This window comes from Leptolyngbya boryana PCC 6306 (assembly GCF_000353285.1).
GTDB lineage: Bacteria > Cyanobacteriota > Cyanobacteriia > Leptolyngbyales > Leptolyngbyaceae > Leptolyngbya > Leptolyngbya boryana.
In genome coordinates this window covers 224416-239645 of record NZ_KB731325.1, presented here as the reverse complement: position 1 = coordinate 239645, position 15230 = coordinate 224416, and the positions used below count along the sequence as shown (strand labels likewise).

The 15230-nt window shown below is 46.3% G+C and carries 12 protein-coding genes and 2 pseudogenes; 6 read left to right on the top strand and 8 right to left on the bottom strand.

The window, feature by feature from the left end; all coding sequences use genetic code 11:
- The first annotated feature begins 176 nt into the window (after positions 1 to 176).
- Positions 177 to 1484, top strand: a complete 1308-nt coding sequence (locus tag LEPBO_RS0132070; protein WP_017291694.1) for an MFS transporter — start codon at positions 177 to 179, stop codon at positions 1482 to 1484.
- 11 nt (positions 1485 to 1495) lie between these two features.
- On the opposite strand, the gene LEPBO_RS0132065 is transcribed toward LEPBO_RS0132070, so the two are convergent.
- The 3 genes from LEPBO_RS0132065 to LEPBO_RS45500 form a co-directional block, all read right to left on the bottom strand.
- Positions 1496 to 2455: a sucrase ferredoxin gene (locus LEPBO_RS0132065; RefSeq protein WP_017291693.1), complete on the bottom strand. Its 960-nt coding sequence runs from the start codon at positions 2453 to 2455 to the stop codon at positions 1496 to 1498.
- A gap of 17 nt (positions 2456 to 2472) precedes the next feature.
- On the bottom strand, positions 2473 to 3516 hold the full coding sequence (locus LEPBO_RS39060; RefSeq protein WP_071596259.1) for an ABC transporter substrate-binding protein: 1044 nt from the start codon (positions 3514 to 3516) through the stop codon (positions 2473 to 2475).
- A gap of 148 nt (positions 3517 to 3664) precedes the next feature.
- Positions 3665 to 3829, bottom strand: a complete 165-nt coding sequence (locus LEPBO_RS45500) for an Asr1405/Asl0597 family protein (RefSeq protein ID WP_347276259.1) — start codon at positions 3827 to 3829, stop codon at positions 3665 to 3667.
- 412 nt (positions 3830 to 4241) lie between these two features.
- Between LEPBO_RS45500 and dpsA the strand changes: the two genes are divergently transcribed.
- Together dpsA and LEPBO_RS39055 are read left to right on the top strand one after the other, a co-directional pair.
- A complete protein-coding gene (dpsA, locus tag LEPBO_RS0132055; RefSeq protein WP_017291691.1) occupies positions 4242 to 4772 on the top strand; it encodes a DNA starvation/stress protection protein DpsA in 531 nt (176 codons plus the stop codon).
- 363 nt (positions 4773 to 5135) lie between these two features.
- A complete protein-coding gene (locus LEPBO_RS39055) occupies positions 5136 to 5381 on the top strand; it encodes a DUF1636 family protein (RefSeq protein ID WP_172410515.1) in 246 nt (81 codons plus the stop codon).
- Between the two features lie 92 nt (positions 5382 to 5473).
- Here LEPBO_RS39055 and LEPBO_RS0132045 read toward each other — a convergent pair whose 3' ends face one another.
- Both LEPBO_RS0132045 and LEPBO_RS0132040 read right to left on the bottom strand, forming a co-directional pair.
- Positions 5474 to 6505: a FecCD family ABC transporter permease gene (locus LEPBO_RS0132045; RefSeq protein WP_017291690.1), complete on the bottom strand. Its 1032-nt coding sequence runs from the start codon at positions 6503 to 6505 to the stop codon at positions 5474 to 5476.
- A complete protein-coding gene (locus LEPBO_RS0132040; protein WP_017291689.1) occupies positions 6502 to 7521 on the bottom strand; it encodes a FecCD family ABC transporter permease in 1020 nt (339 codons plus the stop codon). The genes LEPBO_RS0132045 and LEPBO_RS0132040 overlap by 4 nt, the downstream gene beginning before the upstream one ends.
- 264 nt (positions 7522 to 7785) lie before the next feature.
- Between LEPBO_RS0132040 and LEPBO_RS0132035 the strand changes: the two genes are divergently transcribed.
- From LEPBO_RS0132035 to LEPBO_RS39050, 3 genes and pseudogenes are all read left to right on the top strand, one after another.
- A complete protein-coding gene (locus LEPBO_RS0132035; RefSeq protein WP_017291688.1) occupies positions 7786 to 8433 on the top strand; it encodes an ABC transporter ATP-binding protein in 648 nt (215 codons plus the stop codon).
- Positions 8430 to 9233: an ABC transporter permease gene (locus LEPBO_RS0132030; protein ID WP_017291687.1), complete on the top strand. Its 804-nt coding sequence runs from the start codon at positions 8430 to 8432 to the stop codon at positions 9231 to 9233. The genes LEPBO_RS0132035 and LEPBO_RS0132030 overlap by 4 nt, the downstream gene beginning before the upstream one ends.
- Positions 9234 to 9606: 373 nt before the next feature.
- Positions 9607 to 10650 (top strand): annotated as a pseudogene (locus LEPBO_RS39050) (IS4 family transposase).
- Here the strand turns inward: LEPBO_RS39050 and tnpC are convergent.
- From tnpC to tnpA, 3 genes and pseudogenes are all read right to left on the bottom strand, one after another.
- A pseudogene (gene tnpC, locus LEPBO_RS0132015) lies at positions 10651 to 12095 on the bottom strand (IS66 family transposase). It lies immediately after the preceding pseudogene.
- A 567-nt stretch (positions 12096 to 12662) separates the two neighbouring features.
- Positions 12663 to 14588 carry a TonB-dependent receptor plug domain-containing protein gene (locus tag LEPBO_RS0132005; RefSeq protein ID WP_017291683.1) on the bottom strand — a complete coding sequence of 642 codons (1926 nt, stop codon included), beginning with the start codon at positions 14586 to 14588 and terminating at the stop codon, positions 12663 to 12665.
- Positions 14589 to 14794: 206 nt separating this feature from the next.
- A complete protein-coding gene (gene tnpA, locus LEPBO_RS0132000; protein ID WP_017291682.1) occupies positions 14795 to 15229 on the bottom strand; it encodes an IS200/IS605 family transposase in 435 nt (144 codons plus the stop codon).
- Position 15230: the final 1 nt, after the last annotated feature.

Genomic DNA, 15230 nt, shown 5'->3' with positions numbered 1-15230 from the left:
AATATAAAGCCTTTATGGAAATCTAGATCTCTAATATCGCCGAGTAAATTGATTAAAAGATTGTCAGAGGTAACCAGCTAAACAAACTAGATCTCACAAAAGGATGGTAGGCTGAGTAAGCTATATAGTTGATAAATTCTCTCAGTATTGGATCTACCCAACACTCGCTGATTTCCATGCGTACCTTTGTCATCGTCTGGAGTGGTCAATTGGTCTCTGCCATTGGTAGCTACATGACGCACTTTGCCATTACTTTGTGGGCTTGGCAGCTTACAGGACAAGCCACAGCACTGACTCTAATTATTTTCTCTAGTCAGGTTGCAAGTCTTGTTGTGACTCCTTTCGCAGGGGTCATTGTCGATCGCTACGATCGCAAAAAACTGATGATGTTGAGTGATGCAGTGGCTGCGCTATCGACTGTCGCCATTCTTTCACTCTATCTGACTGGGCATTTACAAGTTTGGCACTTTTATGTAACGAGTGCGATCAATGGCGTTTTCAGCGACCTTCAAGAAATTGCCTACTCAGCTTCGATCCCAATGATGGTTTCCAAGCAGGACTATACTCGCGCGAGTAGCATGGGATCGGTTCTGCATTATAGTTCTAATATCTTTGCCCCTGCACTGGCAGGGATTCTTTATTACAGTATTGGGCTACTGGGTATATTACTCATTGATTTATTGACGTTTTGTATTGCGATTTTGACCGTATTTCGAGTTCATATTCCCCAACCTGTTGCTTCTCGACCCTCACTTCAAAGTCAGACAACACTATTGCAGGAAATGCTGGTTGGCTTTCGCTATGTGTTTGCACAACCGGGATTATTTGCGCTCCTAGTTGCAGCCTTGCTGTTTTGGTTTGCCCATGACATTGGTGCGTCATTGTATTCTGCAATGGTTTTAGCGCGTAGCAATAACAATGCATCGGTCTTAGCAAGCTTGTCTGCGATCGCAGGAGTCAGTGGAGTGATAGGTGCGATCATCATGAGCACCTTAGGAGGTCCCAAACGAAAGATCCATGGTTTTCTTCTAGGAATGGTTGGCGCAGGAATCAGTAAAGCGATATTTGGTCTGGGACAATCACCATTGCTTTGGTTCCCTAGTCAATTCTGCTCCTCCCTAAATTTTCCCCTTCTGGGTAGTTCCAATGATGCAATTTGGCTAGCCAAGGTCAGCCCTGAGCGACAGGGACGAGTTGTAGCAACTCGCTCACTATTACTCCTGGTTGTTTCAACGATCGCGGCTTTAATGGCTGGACCACTGGCAGATCGAATCTTTGAACCCGCCATGATGCCAGAAGGTTGGCTTGCAGGAATATTCGGTAGCATTTTTGGAACCGGATCTGGTGCAGGAATGGCACTCCTGTATGTCATCTCATCGATCGGTTTAGTCCTGGTGGGTGCGATTGGATATTGGATTCCAACGTTGCGCGATATGGAAACGACCGTCTGCGATCATGATGTTGAACCATATAGCTCCAAGTAAGGGCATCAGCGTTACTTGATCCGAATCCAGTTCTGTACCTCATACTGGGGAAATGGAAATGCCTGTTCGCTATCACATTCTCCTTTGAGATAAACAGCTTTGTTGGGGTCAGCAATAATGTCGGCTCGATGAATCTGTCGATCGCCCTCCGGTGTTTCAAAGGTCAATTCTACCGAAGTCAAGGTTTCATCTTCATTTTGTGCCAAAACTTGAATTGCAACGTTGTAGTTCATCCACTCCCAACCCTGTTGCAACAGTAGTTCGCGCTCCCATGCTTGTACTGCCCAAGGCAAGTAGCTCCAGCCTCGATACACCTGTCTTAAAACCTGAATATCACCTGTTCGCGTCAAAATGGAGGTGAGGGATGACCCATTAAGATGTCCATAGTATCGTCCCGCTGGAAGGTCGATCGCGGTTGGAGCAAACCGATGTCCACCAATATGGCTCACTTGCCAAACCCGAACCTGATGTAACGATAGATGATTCACGATCGTGGTAGCTTCGCGGTACAGTGGATACCCATATTTAGCACAGCACTTGTCGTGGCTCCCGTGAGTACAAACGAAAATATCTCGAAACGAGTTGTCAACCGGAGTCACATCGATAGGCTCACCTGCTAAATAGGCTTGAATCAGTGGGGCAATCTCATTGGGATCAGCGATGTGAAACTCTTGCTGGCGATAGGTATTTGTAAAGTTGGAAGCTTGCTCAAAGATAAGCAGTCTAGTAAACCCAGATTGATTCAAGGTTTCGTTGTAGATCAATAGCAGGCAAGTCTGAAATCGATCGTAATCCTCATTCACCCATTCCCCAAGTGTGCTGAGATTAGCTGGAACGGATTTAGAATCTAGCTCATTCGGAGTCCAAGGTGGAGGACACTCAACTGCAATAAAAGCTTTGTAGGGTGAAGCCGTACCAATTAGATCTGCATTCGAGCTCCGGGCAGCATCCGCACAAAAAAAGGGAACCATTATTTTTTCTCTCCGACTCACATTTTCGAGGTAAGCTGTTTCAGCAAGTCATTCAGAATATACGCTTCAGCGATGGGGCCTCGCAGCATTGTTAAATGACCATCCATAAAATACACTCGTCCTGCTTGTGATACAGGTAATGCCTTTAACAGGCGTGTTTGGTTCCATTTCTGTTGTAGGCGTTTCCAGGCGAGGGAATTCTGATTAGGATTACTATCCCACCCTAAGACAATCAGCATATCCGTATCAAGTTGAGGCAGCATTTCTAGGGAAAGCGGCGCGGCTCCTATCGCTTCCAACATTGAGTCATTCAAGCGAGTCATCTTGAATCCCAATGCTTCCAACAAATCCGAGTAAACGCTCCGGTCTTGCCCATACGCATAAAAACCATTCGCGAGATCGCCAGAACTCAATAACAATATGCGGGGATTTGCCTGCACGATAGCGTTCAATTGCTGACGCGCTGCACTCATGCGCTGCTCCCGTGCAAACATCAGCGGTTGAATAACATCGAGACGCCCCATTGCCTTGGCAATGAGTTGAAGATTGCTCTGCCAACCTCCCTGTTGATCGTCGATCAGGATTGTAGGCGCAATTTGTGAAAACAGGTCGTACTTGCCTTGGCTACCCTGCCATAGTTCACCCAAGATCAAATCTGGTTTAAGAGACGCAAGAGCTTCCAAAGACGGATAAGTACGATCTCCGAGATTCATAGGTTGAGTGATAATCCTATTTCCTAAGTAAGGAATTTGGTGAGCAGGATGATCGAATTGACCCTGACCTATGGAGGTGCCTGCATAGCCAGCAGGCTGTTCACCTAGAGATAGCAGAATATCCAACAGATACGGACTCAGTACAGCAATTTTCTGAGGCTGACGACATATCTTAGTTGACCCTGCGGCGTGCTCAATGGACTGACAGTTCGCGGCTGGCTGTATTGGTTGTATCGGTTCTGAGGTTAGATGTGGAGTTGTGGAAAGAGTTCTGTTACATCCCCAAACCAACAGAATCGTTAAAGCAAAAAGTAGTAAAGATCGAACTAGGCGAGAGATAGTTGTCATTCCTCTATACTATTGTGTTGCTGCTATTCAAAAGATTTGTTCCCTTGAAGTGTCAGTGTTAGGGTATTTCACTCTATGAACATCCAGTCATCTCCATTGTGTCCTAGTAAAGATGAGCAAAGACTGCTTCAATCTGAATCTGATTGAGTTAATGTGATACCCAGCAGTTTTCAAGCCACTGCACGAGTTCGTGGCGGTGCATTGCAATATGTTTAGCTACGCTCCAGACTTGAGTTGCTGAGTTTGCATTTTTTATTAGAATTTTCAAGGGTTCATGACCGGTGCAGCGGCAGGGAATGCCTAATTCTTGCAACCGAAAATAAATTTACCAGCGATCGATGCCATCAATTTCGATTTCCTCAAACTCTTGAGATAAATCATTAATATCCATATTATTTCTTACCTGTAATGTGTTGATTTGTTAACGGATTCATGAGAGTTATTTTCATCTAATGTCTACTGTGAGGGCTAACTGGCAAAGTAATAAAAGGAAAAGCTGCACAACGCCATCATCATGGTCTTTATATTCAGGGTCACTCTACAGGGTGATTGATGAAAGAAACTTGTATTTCTGTCACCTTAAATTTCCATGAAGGTGACAGTTGACTTGTAAAGAGAATTGTTAGACTCGCGTTCATACCAAGAGTTACTAACAGACCTTAAGAAGTTGTCTAGAGACAAAAAATGTTAATGCTCAAGGCTATCTATTTCTTGGGAGAAAACCGATGACGCAAATGCTAGTTAGACCCTTTGGACAAGTTGCCGATAACGTGATTTTACTAGATCGATCGACAACCGAACCTGTATGTGAAGGCTTGAATATTGCATTGGCAAGTTTTCAAGCGTTGTATTTGCAATATCAAAAGCATCACTTTGTTGTTGAGGGTGCTGAATTCTATTCATTGCATCAATTTTTTGAAGAAGGTTATGAAGCGGTTCAGGGACATGTTCACGATATTGGAGAACGACTGAATGGATTAGGTGGCGTTCCAGTTGCGAGCTTTGCAAAACTTGCAGAACTATGCTGCTTCACACCTGAACCGGATGGAGAATTTCGGTGTCGTCAAATGGTTGAAAATGATTTGGCAGCCGAACAAGCGTTGATCTCGCTACTTCGTCGATTGGCATCACAAACGGAGAGCCTAGGCGATCGTGCCACCCGCCATCTACTTGAGACAATCTTGCTCAAAACGGAGGAACGGGCTTACCACTTGGCGCATTTTCTAGCTCCAGATACTTTAGTAGTATTGAACTAGTTTGCTTCCTGCAAACACATTGTCAGGTGTTATGTCATATTTCTCTTGACCTCCCTATCTTTCTAATCTGGCAACATTCTCTTAAGCCAAGAGATGAGCCTCGTTGATCAGCCACTTCACAGGCTTGCTCAACACTCGTCTATTACTATACGCTTAATGAGAACCTTTATCACTAATTTTATGGGAGCTTAGGTACGCTTGATCATAGATGCGTTTAATCACAAGGATGCCGCATAGTCGAAAAGCTTCGCCTTTAGACTGTTCGGCATCTTTTGTTTTGAATCAAGATGAGTTTGAATATCAGCTCTAAAGGAATAAGATGGTTTGATGAGCAGTAGTAATTGCCAATTCTGTAGAGCCTATTTGAGATCTCTTCTTGAGAAAATATATGGTTGTGTTGCCTTAGCGAATCCAGAAAAACGCATTTATTTACTCGGTGATTTGTCGCCTGACACAGATCATGCGTTACTTCAACTCATCCAGATGTGTAGCAATCATCCCAAAGGTGGCTTTAGCTGGAAAAATCAACCGCAGCAGCTAGAATCTACAATACTCGCCTGTATTCCTTCCATTCTCACCTTCTCACCGGAGAAAGAAGATGAGGAGTAACTTCTGCGATCGCACAATTCGATTGTCTAGCACTCGATAGATATACACTTTAGCTGCAAATTCCAATCAAGATGATGCAGAGTAAAGTATCGCTACGCAGTTTGCCGTTGATGAACCAGTAAGTAGAGAAAGAACGGCGCTCCGATCCCCGCTGTCACGACTCCACAAGGAAGCTCGATTGGTGCAAAAACTGTTCTCCCCACAAAATCAGCCATTACCACTAACACCCCTCCAATAAGTGCAGAGATCGGCAGTAATTCTTCATGACGATTGCCCACAATCTGCCGTCCCAGATGGGGCGCAATCAGCCCAACAAAACCGATCGTTCCCGCAGTTGCAACGGATGCCCCCGCTAATCCGACTGCAACCATGGCTAGCAATCCTCGCTGCCATTCGACTCGACTGCCTAATCCCTTCGCGATGTCTTCCCCTAAATTCAGCACATTGAGATGTCTTGCTAACCCGAATGCAGCAGGTACAAGGACAATCAACCAGGGAAGAAATGAAAAAAATTGTTCCCAAGTGCGACCGTAAACACTCCCTGCTAACCAGACCAAAGCTTGACTGACATCGTAAATTGAGCCAAAGGTAATCAGCAGACTGGTAAACGCACTCGCGATCGCAGAGAGTCCAATCCCCATCAAAATCAACAGAGTCGGTGAGCTTCCCCCATGCCAGGCTAATCCATAGATTAACATCGCCATTAATGCTGCACCTGCAAACGCAGAAAACGGAACTACATAAACAGGCGCGTTTGGGAACAAAACAATCACCGAGACCGCTGCAAGACTTGCTCCAGTGTTGATCCCAATGATGCTAGGGTCAGCGAGTGGATTGCGAGTTAAGCCTTGAAAGATAGTACCTGATAGGGAGAGTGCAGCCCCAACCATGAATGCAACTAAAGTCCGAGGTAAGCGTAACGTTTGGATCACGAACGCATGATCCGGGTTGCCTGTATCAATCCCAAACAAGGTTCTGATGATGTCGAATACTGCAATCGGATATTCTCCTCGTCCAACATTGAAAACAATTGCTGCAAACCCAATTCCGAGTAGCAAAAGCGCGATCGCAGGCACTCGTCGATCAAGCCGAAAAGAAAGTACAGGAGAACGCCAATCGCTCATTTTTTCACCTTCGATTTTGCAAGATAGACAAAGAACGGCGCACCGACGATCGCAGTCATTACGCCAACGGGAAGTTCTTGAGGCTTTAATAACACTCGTGCCGCAATATCAGACACTAACAATAGAATTGCTCCAAGGATGGCTGAATAGGGCAAAATCCAGCGATAGTCGGTCTTGATGAAAAATTTGACCATATGGGGGACAACTAAGCCGATAAAGCCGATCGGTCCTGCGATCGCGACCGAACTTCCTGCTAATAGAACAACGCTCGTAGCAGTTAGAAACTTCACCCAAAGGGTTTGCTGTCCCAAACTTGTTGCAACTTCCTCACCTAAACTAATTGTTGTGATTTGCCGACTGAGCAGGAATGCAAGCACCAATCCAGCACTCAAAAATGGTAGAACTTGCAAGAATAAATCAAAATCCCGTCCTGCTAATGATCCTGCTAACCAAAAGCGAATTTCCTCAAGCGTGCGCTGGCTCACAATCAGAATGGCAGTCGTGATTGAAGCAATCAAGGCAGACATTGCGGCTCCTGCAACTGTCAGATTTAACGGAGTTGCGCCACCTCGACCCAATGTGCCGAGAAAGTAAACAAGGATTGCTGCGATCGCGGCTCCTAAAAATGCTACTCCTGCATAAATCGTTAACGAGGAACTGCCAAACAGAAATAAGCTAATGACAACCGCTAAAGCACCGCCTGCTTCAATTCCTAAAATTCCGGTTTCAGCGAGTGGATTGCGAGTTAAACCTTGCATTAATGCACCTGAGACTGCAAGAGCAGCACCGACGGAGAGAGCAATCAGTGATCGTGGCAATCTAACGGTTTGAATTACTAAATGATCAAACGAGTTATCAAAGGTCGTAAACGATGCCAGAATTGTTGGCAATGGAATATCTCTTGCACCAAGGGTGACACTGTGAATCAGAATAATTAGCAAGATGAGCGTGCCTAAACCGAGTCCCAACACAGGAGGAATGAGAGGTTTATAAACTTTAGGGAGAGTAGAAGTCATCGTAAGAGAAGACTCTTAACGCAAATTAGTCCTAATTGTACCTGTTTGTGTGCAAAAAACAAGGGCAGTTTGAATCGATCAGGCATGGGGCGATCGTTGAAATCTGCTTTCACCCCGCCTCAAATTGACGACCTCGCCCTGGGTTAGAGTTATTATTTAGATTAGTGAAGAATAGAATATTCGCTGGAGTAAAGAAACTCACATAACTTTCACTTTGAGTTTAAGATTTTGTATATTGATTCTGCTGTACCGATAGGAATCAGTATGTTAGTTATTCAGGATCTAGGGCGGCAGATTCAAGGACGTTGGGTTTGGAAGCAGATCAACTTTGAGTTGTATCCGGGAGAACGATGTGCGATCGCTGGAGAAGCCGGAGCCGGAAAAACATTACTATTGAGAGCGATCGCAGCACTCGACCCGGTTCAATCTGGAACGATCGCTCTTCAAGGAAAATCCCTTTCTGATTGGTTCATTCCCCATTACCGAACTCAAGTTCTATACTTACATCAACGCCCTGCACTGCTCGAAGGAACTGTTGAACAGAACTTACAAGCGATCTACAGAATGGCGGTTCGTCGTTCGCCGGATCGTTACCGCGATCAAAGACCACGAATTCTAGAATATCTATCAATTCTGGGACGATCGCCTGACTTTCTCGATCATCCAACTCATGCTCTTTCTGGTGGAGAAGGTCAAATCGCTGCATTCCTACGAGCCTTACTTTGTTCTCCAACTGTTATGCTCTTCGATGAGCCAACTGCCTCACTCGATGCTCAGACCGAGCAGCGATTTGAAGCTCTTGTGCGCCTCTGGCAGCAGGAAAACCCAGTGCGATCGTATTTCTGGACAAGCCATAATCCAGAACAATTAGAGCGAATGACCGATCAACGATTAACCCTCAAACGGCCATGACAAATTATGTTCTGATTAGTGATGGACAGCTTGCACTAGCAGCAATGCTGATTTTGATCAACCTCATCCTCTCGATCGTCTTACAACTTGGCTTGGAGAAACAATTATGGATTGGCTCCATTCGGATGACAGTTCAACTTTTACTGATTGGCTATGTATTGAAATGGATTTTTGCACTACAATCATCTTGGTCGGTGCTATCTGTAGCGCTGATTATGACGCTTCTAGCAGGGCAATCCGCGATTGATCGAACAAAACGCCGCTACCAAGGAATGTATTGGAATAGCTTTGTTTCGATATTTACTTCTTCTGCACTGATGCTGGGAGCAATCGTGAGCGGAATCATTCGCGTTGAGCCTTGGTACAATCCGCAATATATTATTCCGATGCTTGGGATGATTTTAGGCAATGCACTGACAGGAACATCCCTAGCACTCGATCGCTTTACCGAAGATTTGACGGTGCGACGAGACCAAATCGAATCATTGCTAGCACTGGGCGCGACCCGTTGGGAAGCTGCACAGGGAACCATTCGAGAAGCGGTGAGAACGGGGATGATTCCAACCATCAATCAAATGATGGTCATGGGAACGGTAAGCTTACCTGGAATGATGACGGGACAAATCATCGCGGGAGCAAGTCCAACCGATGCAGTCCGTTATCAAATCGTGCTGATTTTTGCGATCGCAGCCGCAACTGGACTAGCGACGATTGGAATTGTATTGCTAGGCTTTCGATCATTGTTCAACATCCAACACCAACTGAGACTCGATCGACTGCAATTTAAGCAAAAACTGTAGCGCATCGAGTCATGATTAGAGCGATGATTGAACTGAAAATCGCTGAAAAAGCGAGATGAAAGAGCATCGCAAAATTCAAGAGACGGTTACGCTAATCGTATTAAATACTTTGGCGTGTTGAATCACTCAGCACATTCTCTAACCAGACAGAGTGAGATGAAATTGCTTAGTAAATGCTTCTCCAAGCTCTCACAGTTCCCTGTCCGATCGCGCTGTCAACGACTTCGCCGTTATCCGCTGTTGCTCTCAATTGCATAGATTGTTCTGGTGCAGTCTTTAGTATGTTTGCTCTAAGTACAGGACAAAAGCTTGCAAATAATTCATAGGAAGGGGTTTCATGAGAATTACCACATTCTTAAACCACAAAACCCCTATGAATCAGGTTACTCGACTTCAAGAGAAATTGCGACCGCATCTCGCTTGGCATGGCGCAAGATTGAGCTTTGTTGCTGCTTTCTTGATTGCCTTGTTTCGGGTGAAGACCGTTAACTTTAGCGAACTGGCAACGGCGTTCAATGGCAAAGCTCAAACCGATTCACATTACAAGCGACTGCAACGATTTTTCCGAGATTACGAGATGGATTATGCAGAGATTGCCCAAGCCATTGTCACCCTGATGGCAATTCCTGAACCTTGGGTGCTATCGATTGACCGTACCGATTGGCAGTTTGGCGATTGTGTGTTCAATATCCTGATGTTGGGTGTGGTGCAGGATGGGGTTGCGTTTCCACTGGTGTGGTGTCTACTCGATAAGCGAGGCAATTCTAACAGTACAGAACAGATGGAGTTATTCAACCAGTTTCTTGAACGCTTTGGAGATCGCGACATTGCTTGTCTTACTGCAGACCGGGAGTTTGTCGGCAAAGCTTGGTTTGGCTACCTGTTGCAAGACCCGCTCACGCCCTTTCGGATTCGGATTCGTGAGAATCACAAACTGAGCGATGGGCAGACCAGTCGCAAAGTTCGGGTTCTCTTTGCGGATTTGCAAGTCGGTCAAACGAAGGTGCTGCGGCACAAACGCCGTTTATGGGGGCATTGGGTTTACATTGCGGCAACCCGATTAGAGAATGGCGAATTGCTCGTGGTCGCTACCCAAAGCGCTCCGAAGTCTGCGATTGCCGATTACGCCAAGCGATGGGGCATTGAAACCCTATTCGGCATTTTCAAGACCCGTGGCTTCTGCTTGGAATCGACTCACCTGACTGACCCCAAGCGCTTGAGCAAGCTATTAGCACTCCTTTCATTAGCCTTGTGCTGGGCGATCTTAGTCTGAGAGTGGTTGCATCAACTCAATCCCCTGAAGCTGAAAAAGCATGGTCGCAGAGCCAAAAGCATCTTTCGTTATGGCTTCGATCATCTCCGTAGCATCCTGTTCAACCTTGATCAAAAGATGAGTGAGTTCATAGATACTCTGTAACTACTCAGGCTGAAGCACCGTTGGCATTGTCGGGTTGCCCAAGAAAACTTGCTTGAGTGCTTCGAGGACATTCAACCCTTGCTTTTTGAGCGTGGAGATATAGCCGCGAATCCGCCCAAACATCTGTGCGCCCTCAACGGAGCGAAATCCACCCGATATCTTTTGCTTCAATTTCATCATGCGAAGGTCGCGCTCGGCTTGATTGTTATCAAAGGGAACGCGGAAGTCCAGCATAAATGCTAACACCTGCGCTTGGTGCTGCTGTAAGCGGTCGAGTAAGTTCTTTGCGGGCGATTTTTGGGTCGTCCTCGCGATTTTGCGTCATCAAGCGGCGGGTCATTGATGCGATTGAGAGACAATCCCGCCTCAATCAGCAGCACATAGCGTTCTTCAAACCACTGCACGAGGTCGCGACTGAGCGTGGAGTGTCCCTGCATTTTTGCGTCATCGACTTGCTGTTTGAGATCGCACAGCAAAATGCTCATCTCTTCTGCCCAAGTCTGAGCATAGCGTTCTCGGATAAATTCGAGTTCTCGCAAATGATGGGCATTGCATAAGGCATGGTCACACTCATACTGGGCATAGCTTTTCCAGCCATCATGCACACTCACGCCCTCAAAGTTAGGCAGCAGTGCCATCGCCTCAAGGGCTGCTCTACCCCGCTTGGTATGAACAAAGTAGAAGGTAAAGCCATCGGTACTGGCAACATGCAGCCACCACAATCCACCCTTGACTCGCATTCCAGTTTCGTCACAATGGATCACCTCCGCAAGCGCTACTTGCTCGAAAATCCAATCCTCAATCGGCTCTAATGTCTCAAAACATCGTTCTCGACTGGTATACAGCGTCGCTTCGGACAGCAAACAGCCGAAGATATCCGCAAACAGTTCTGCCACCCGTGCAGATGCCAACAACTGATAGTCCAGAAAATACACCATCAGGCTTTTTAAGCTGGCGCCATACTGCACCACGCTATTCACCCCGACCGGAAACGCTCCTCGATTCAGGGTTTGACATCCTGGACAGCACTTGACTTCGGCTCGATGCTCAGTAACGCTGAGTTGAATCGGGGCTAGGTCTTGCACTTGGCGACTCTCCCACGATTCCACTTCGACTGCTCTCAACGAGATGCCACAAACTTCACAAGTCTCAACCGGGTGAACCATCACAGCATCTACCTCTTCTGACCACTCTAAGGTCGCTCCTGGATGCCCGCTTTGCCCCCCACTGGAGCGCTCACTTTTGCGCCGTTGGCTTCTCGGTTTCGGCGCAAACCCATCTCCCGATGGTGGTTTACTACTATTGCGGCTATTTTTCGCATGTTGATTCTCCAAAGCTTCTATCCGTTCTTCTAGTCCAGCAATCCGTTGCAATAACCCCTCAACCAGAGCAATGACTGCATCTTCGCCTTGGGCATAGATCGCTCGGATTTCGTCGCGACTCATTGCCAGATTTTTAGGAGTAGGGTCGCTCAAGAGGATGCCCTCACGACAACTTTGAATAGTTTGAACCTTACTGTTATTTGCGTACTTGCCTACAATTCCTTACGATCTTTTAACCTGAGTAGTTACGATACTCTACAATTTTTGTCCTGTACTTAGATGTTTGCTATTTCCGAAGAGATCAGAAACAGTCCGTTTTTGTTCTCAAGCTGAAAAACGCGCTCTCCCACTTTGACTGACAATCCTGTAACTTTCTCAGTCCCACTGTTGGTGAAGCAAACTGAATCAGGAAAACCATCATCAAACGCATCGAGCGGGTAGTATCTAAACCTTGATACATACAATCCACGATAGCGAGGAAATGGACGTTGGGCAATCGTACATTCCCGATCACTATAAGCAAGTAAAAGCCTTACAGAATTCATAAGCAAGAAGTTAAGCGGTCATTCGTTTCAGCATTAAGCGAATCGTCGTCTACGTTTAGATTCTCCTTATAAATCAGCTCCAAGGTTGAGAGCTAAAGGAATTCAGAAGCTTGACACTTACGAAAACCAATTAATCCGGCAATGCCTAAAAATCTGAAACTAGACCAATTCGATAAGTCAAACCAGGTTGATAGATCCGGTTCACTTTTTCATAGCTATGATCGGCAAGATTTTCGAGAAACACGCTGAGACCTAATCCACGAGCAATGGGAATCCGCAAGCCTAGATCAAAACTGATCCAGGCGGGTGAAAAATCACGAGAACTATCGCTCGCAAGCGTAAATAAAGCGCGTCGTGCGCCACTGAAGTAATTGGCAAATAAATTGACTTCCCAGCCGTTTGAGGCATAACCAATTCCAAAGCGTGCCACTGAAAACGGAATCGTACTCAACTGCAATCCTTGTTCTACACCACTACCAATCCTGGCATCGGTGTAAGTGTAGTTGACAAACGTAGACCACTGTGGCGCAATCTGCCAGCGCAATGCTGCCTCAATGCCGTTCGTGTTGACTAATCCAATATTCGCCCATTGCCCCGACTGAACGGCAATGCGATCGTTCAACCGACTACCAAAGTAAGTGAACTGTGCTGCAAAGCTCTGAGACAGTTGTACATCGATCCCAGCCGTCCAAGACGATCCGGTTTCAGGCTTGAGATTAGGATTGGGCAACCAATTGTGAACCGTATCAAACGCATACAGTTGATCCAAGCCCGGATTACGATGCACAGATACCCAACTACCTCGCAGTGCAAGATTAGGAGAGACTGCCCATCGTGTTCCAACACTAGGATTGAGATAACTGCCAAATTCACTCGTAAAGTTTTGACGCAAACCAAATTCGGCTTGGAAACTGTTGGTAATTTGCCAGGTATTTAAGGCAAACAAAGCAGTTTGAAAGCGATCGCGGTCGAACCCACCGTTAAATTGGGCTAGTTGCGGCAGCGTACTAAAGGCTTCTCCATTGAGCAGCGAATTTTGTAAGTCAACGCCCCATCGCAAATTGTTCGTTTTGCTGGTTTGCCAGTTATGTTCGACTCTGGCATTGAAGCCGCGAGAATTTACGATCCCTCGGCGAAAGAATGTGGTTTGTGTGGGTCCGTAAGTGCTGAAATAGTCTTGATTAAACGACAGAGTTGTATTGAGCGTTGAATCGTCTCCACGACCTAGCGCTGCTTTCCAAGTCAAACCGACATTCACGGTATCGTGATCTAAACGATCGCGCTGTAAGGGAAATCCAAAATACAACAAGCCGCGCCGACTGGTCACAGTCGAAACATCTAAACTGAGTGAGTTGCGATCGTTGAGGTCAAAGCTCAAGTTACCGTAGTAATTATCTTGAGTCGAATCGCCATTAAACAATCGTCCATCCGGACCTCGATTTGCGGCTCCAACCGGAACAAAGTAATCGTTATCTGCCTTAAATCGTTGATAGCTAAATAGATAGTTGACCGCTCCGAGTGCCCCTGAGTAGCTGCCGCGATAGTTCGAGGTGCTAAATGATCCCAACTGAGCAAAGCCATTAAACTGAGGAATGCCAGTTCCTTTCTTGGTAACGACATTAACAACACCCCCGATCGCTTCAGATCCATAAAGCGTGGCAGCCGTTCCGCTCGTGAGTTCGACTCGCTCGATCGCACCTGTGGGAATTGAGCTTAAATCAGTGCCACCATGATAAATATTCACATTGGTGCCGATCGGTCTTCCGTTAAGCAGGAATACAGACTGATTGATTGAAGCTCCTCGATAGAAAGTTCCAGTGTGAATATCGGCTCCAAAGCCAGCATCATTGACCGCAAATCCGGGCAACCTCCGCAAAATTTCGGCTAAACTATCCGCACTCTCACGCCGAATTTCATCGGAGTCTATCGTATAGACCGGAGTTGAGGTTGGCTTCTGAAGCTTTTCGACTCCAATAATTTCTTCCTCTTCTGATGATGGGTCTGAATCCTGTTGTGCGATTTCTACAGGGTTGCGCTCAATCTGATCCTGCAACGATTCAGATTGCAGCAAACGAGCATCCGTAAGCGGCTTTTGAAAATCACGAAGATGAGACGGTGTGAATAGTTGCTGTGAGATACCTGCATCTGGTGAAGAATGCTCGGTAAGCGTGGTGATAGATGAAACCGGAGTAATAAACCTCCGGCAGAGCCGAAGGCTTTAACGTATGTGCGCCGCTCAAAGCGGCAGTTCAGCACCTCCTGAAGGAGGCATTCGGGCTACTCGTTGAAGAAATTCAATTGATCCACCCGCTGATCTTCTTTTTCTTGATCCCGGATGTACTGGCGCACTAATGCCTCATCACGTCCCACCGTCGAGACATAGTATCCTCTTGCCCAAAAGTGTTGTCCCGTAAAGTTCTTCCGCCGCCCCTGATACGTTCTCGCAATGCTAATCGCACTTTTGCCTTTGATGTATCCCATCACTTGCGACACCGAGTACTTCGGTGGAATTGAGATCAGCATATGCACATGATCGCTCATCAAATGTCCTTCCTCAATCCGACATTCCTTCTGCGCTGCCAACTCTCGGAACAATTCGCCTAAATGCTGCCGTAGCTCGTAGTACAACGCTTTTTTTCGATACTTGGGGATGAATACCACATGATATTTGCACTCCCACTTCGTATGACTTAAACTTCCGATATCTTTCATT

Bases quoted from the DNA above. Each gene is read 5' to 3' on its own strand.
- LEPBO_RS0132070 (WP_017291694.1), top strand. From the start codon at position 177: ATGCGTACCTTTGTCATCGTCTGGAGTGGTCAATTGGTCTCTGCCATT.
- LEPBO_RS0132065 (WP_017291693.1), bottom strand. From the start codon at position 2,455: ATGGTTCCCTTTTTTTGTGCGGATGCTGCCCGGAGCTCGAATGCAGAT.
- LEPBO_RS39060 (WP_071596259.1), bottom strand. From the start codon at position 3,516: ATGACAACTATCTCTCGCCTAGTTCGATCTTTACTACTTTTTGCTTTA.
- dpsA (WP_017291691.1), top strand. From the start codon at position 4,242: ATGACGCAAATGCTAGTTAGACCCTTTGGACAAGTTGCCGATAACGTG.
- LEPBO_RS0132045 (WP_017291690.1), bottom strand. From the start codon at position 6,505: ATGAGCGATTGGCGTTCTCCTGTACTTTCTTTTCGGCTTGATCGACGA.
- LEPBO_RS0132040 (WP_017291689.1), bottom strand. From the start codon at position 7,521: ATGACTTCTACTCTCCCTAAAGTTTATAAACCTCTCATTCCTCCTGTG.
- LEPBO_RS0132035 (WP_017291688.1), top strand. From the start codon at position 7,786: ATGTTAGTTATTCAGGATCTAGGGCGGCAGATTCAAGGACGTTGGGTT.
- LEPBO_RS0132030 (WP_017291687.1), top strand. From the start codon at position 8,430: ATGACAAATTATGTTCTGATTAGTGATGGACAGCTTGCACTAGCAGCA.
- tnpA (WP_017291682.1), bottom strand. From the start codon at position 15,229: ATGAAAGATATCGGAAGTTTAAGTCATACGAAGTGGGAGTGCAAATAT.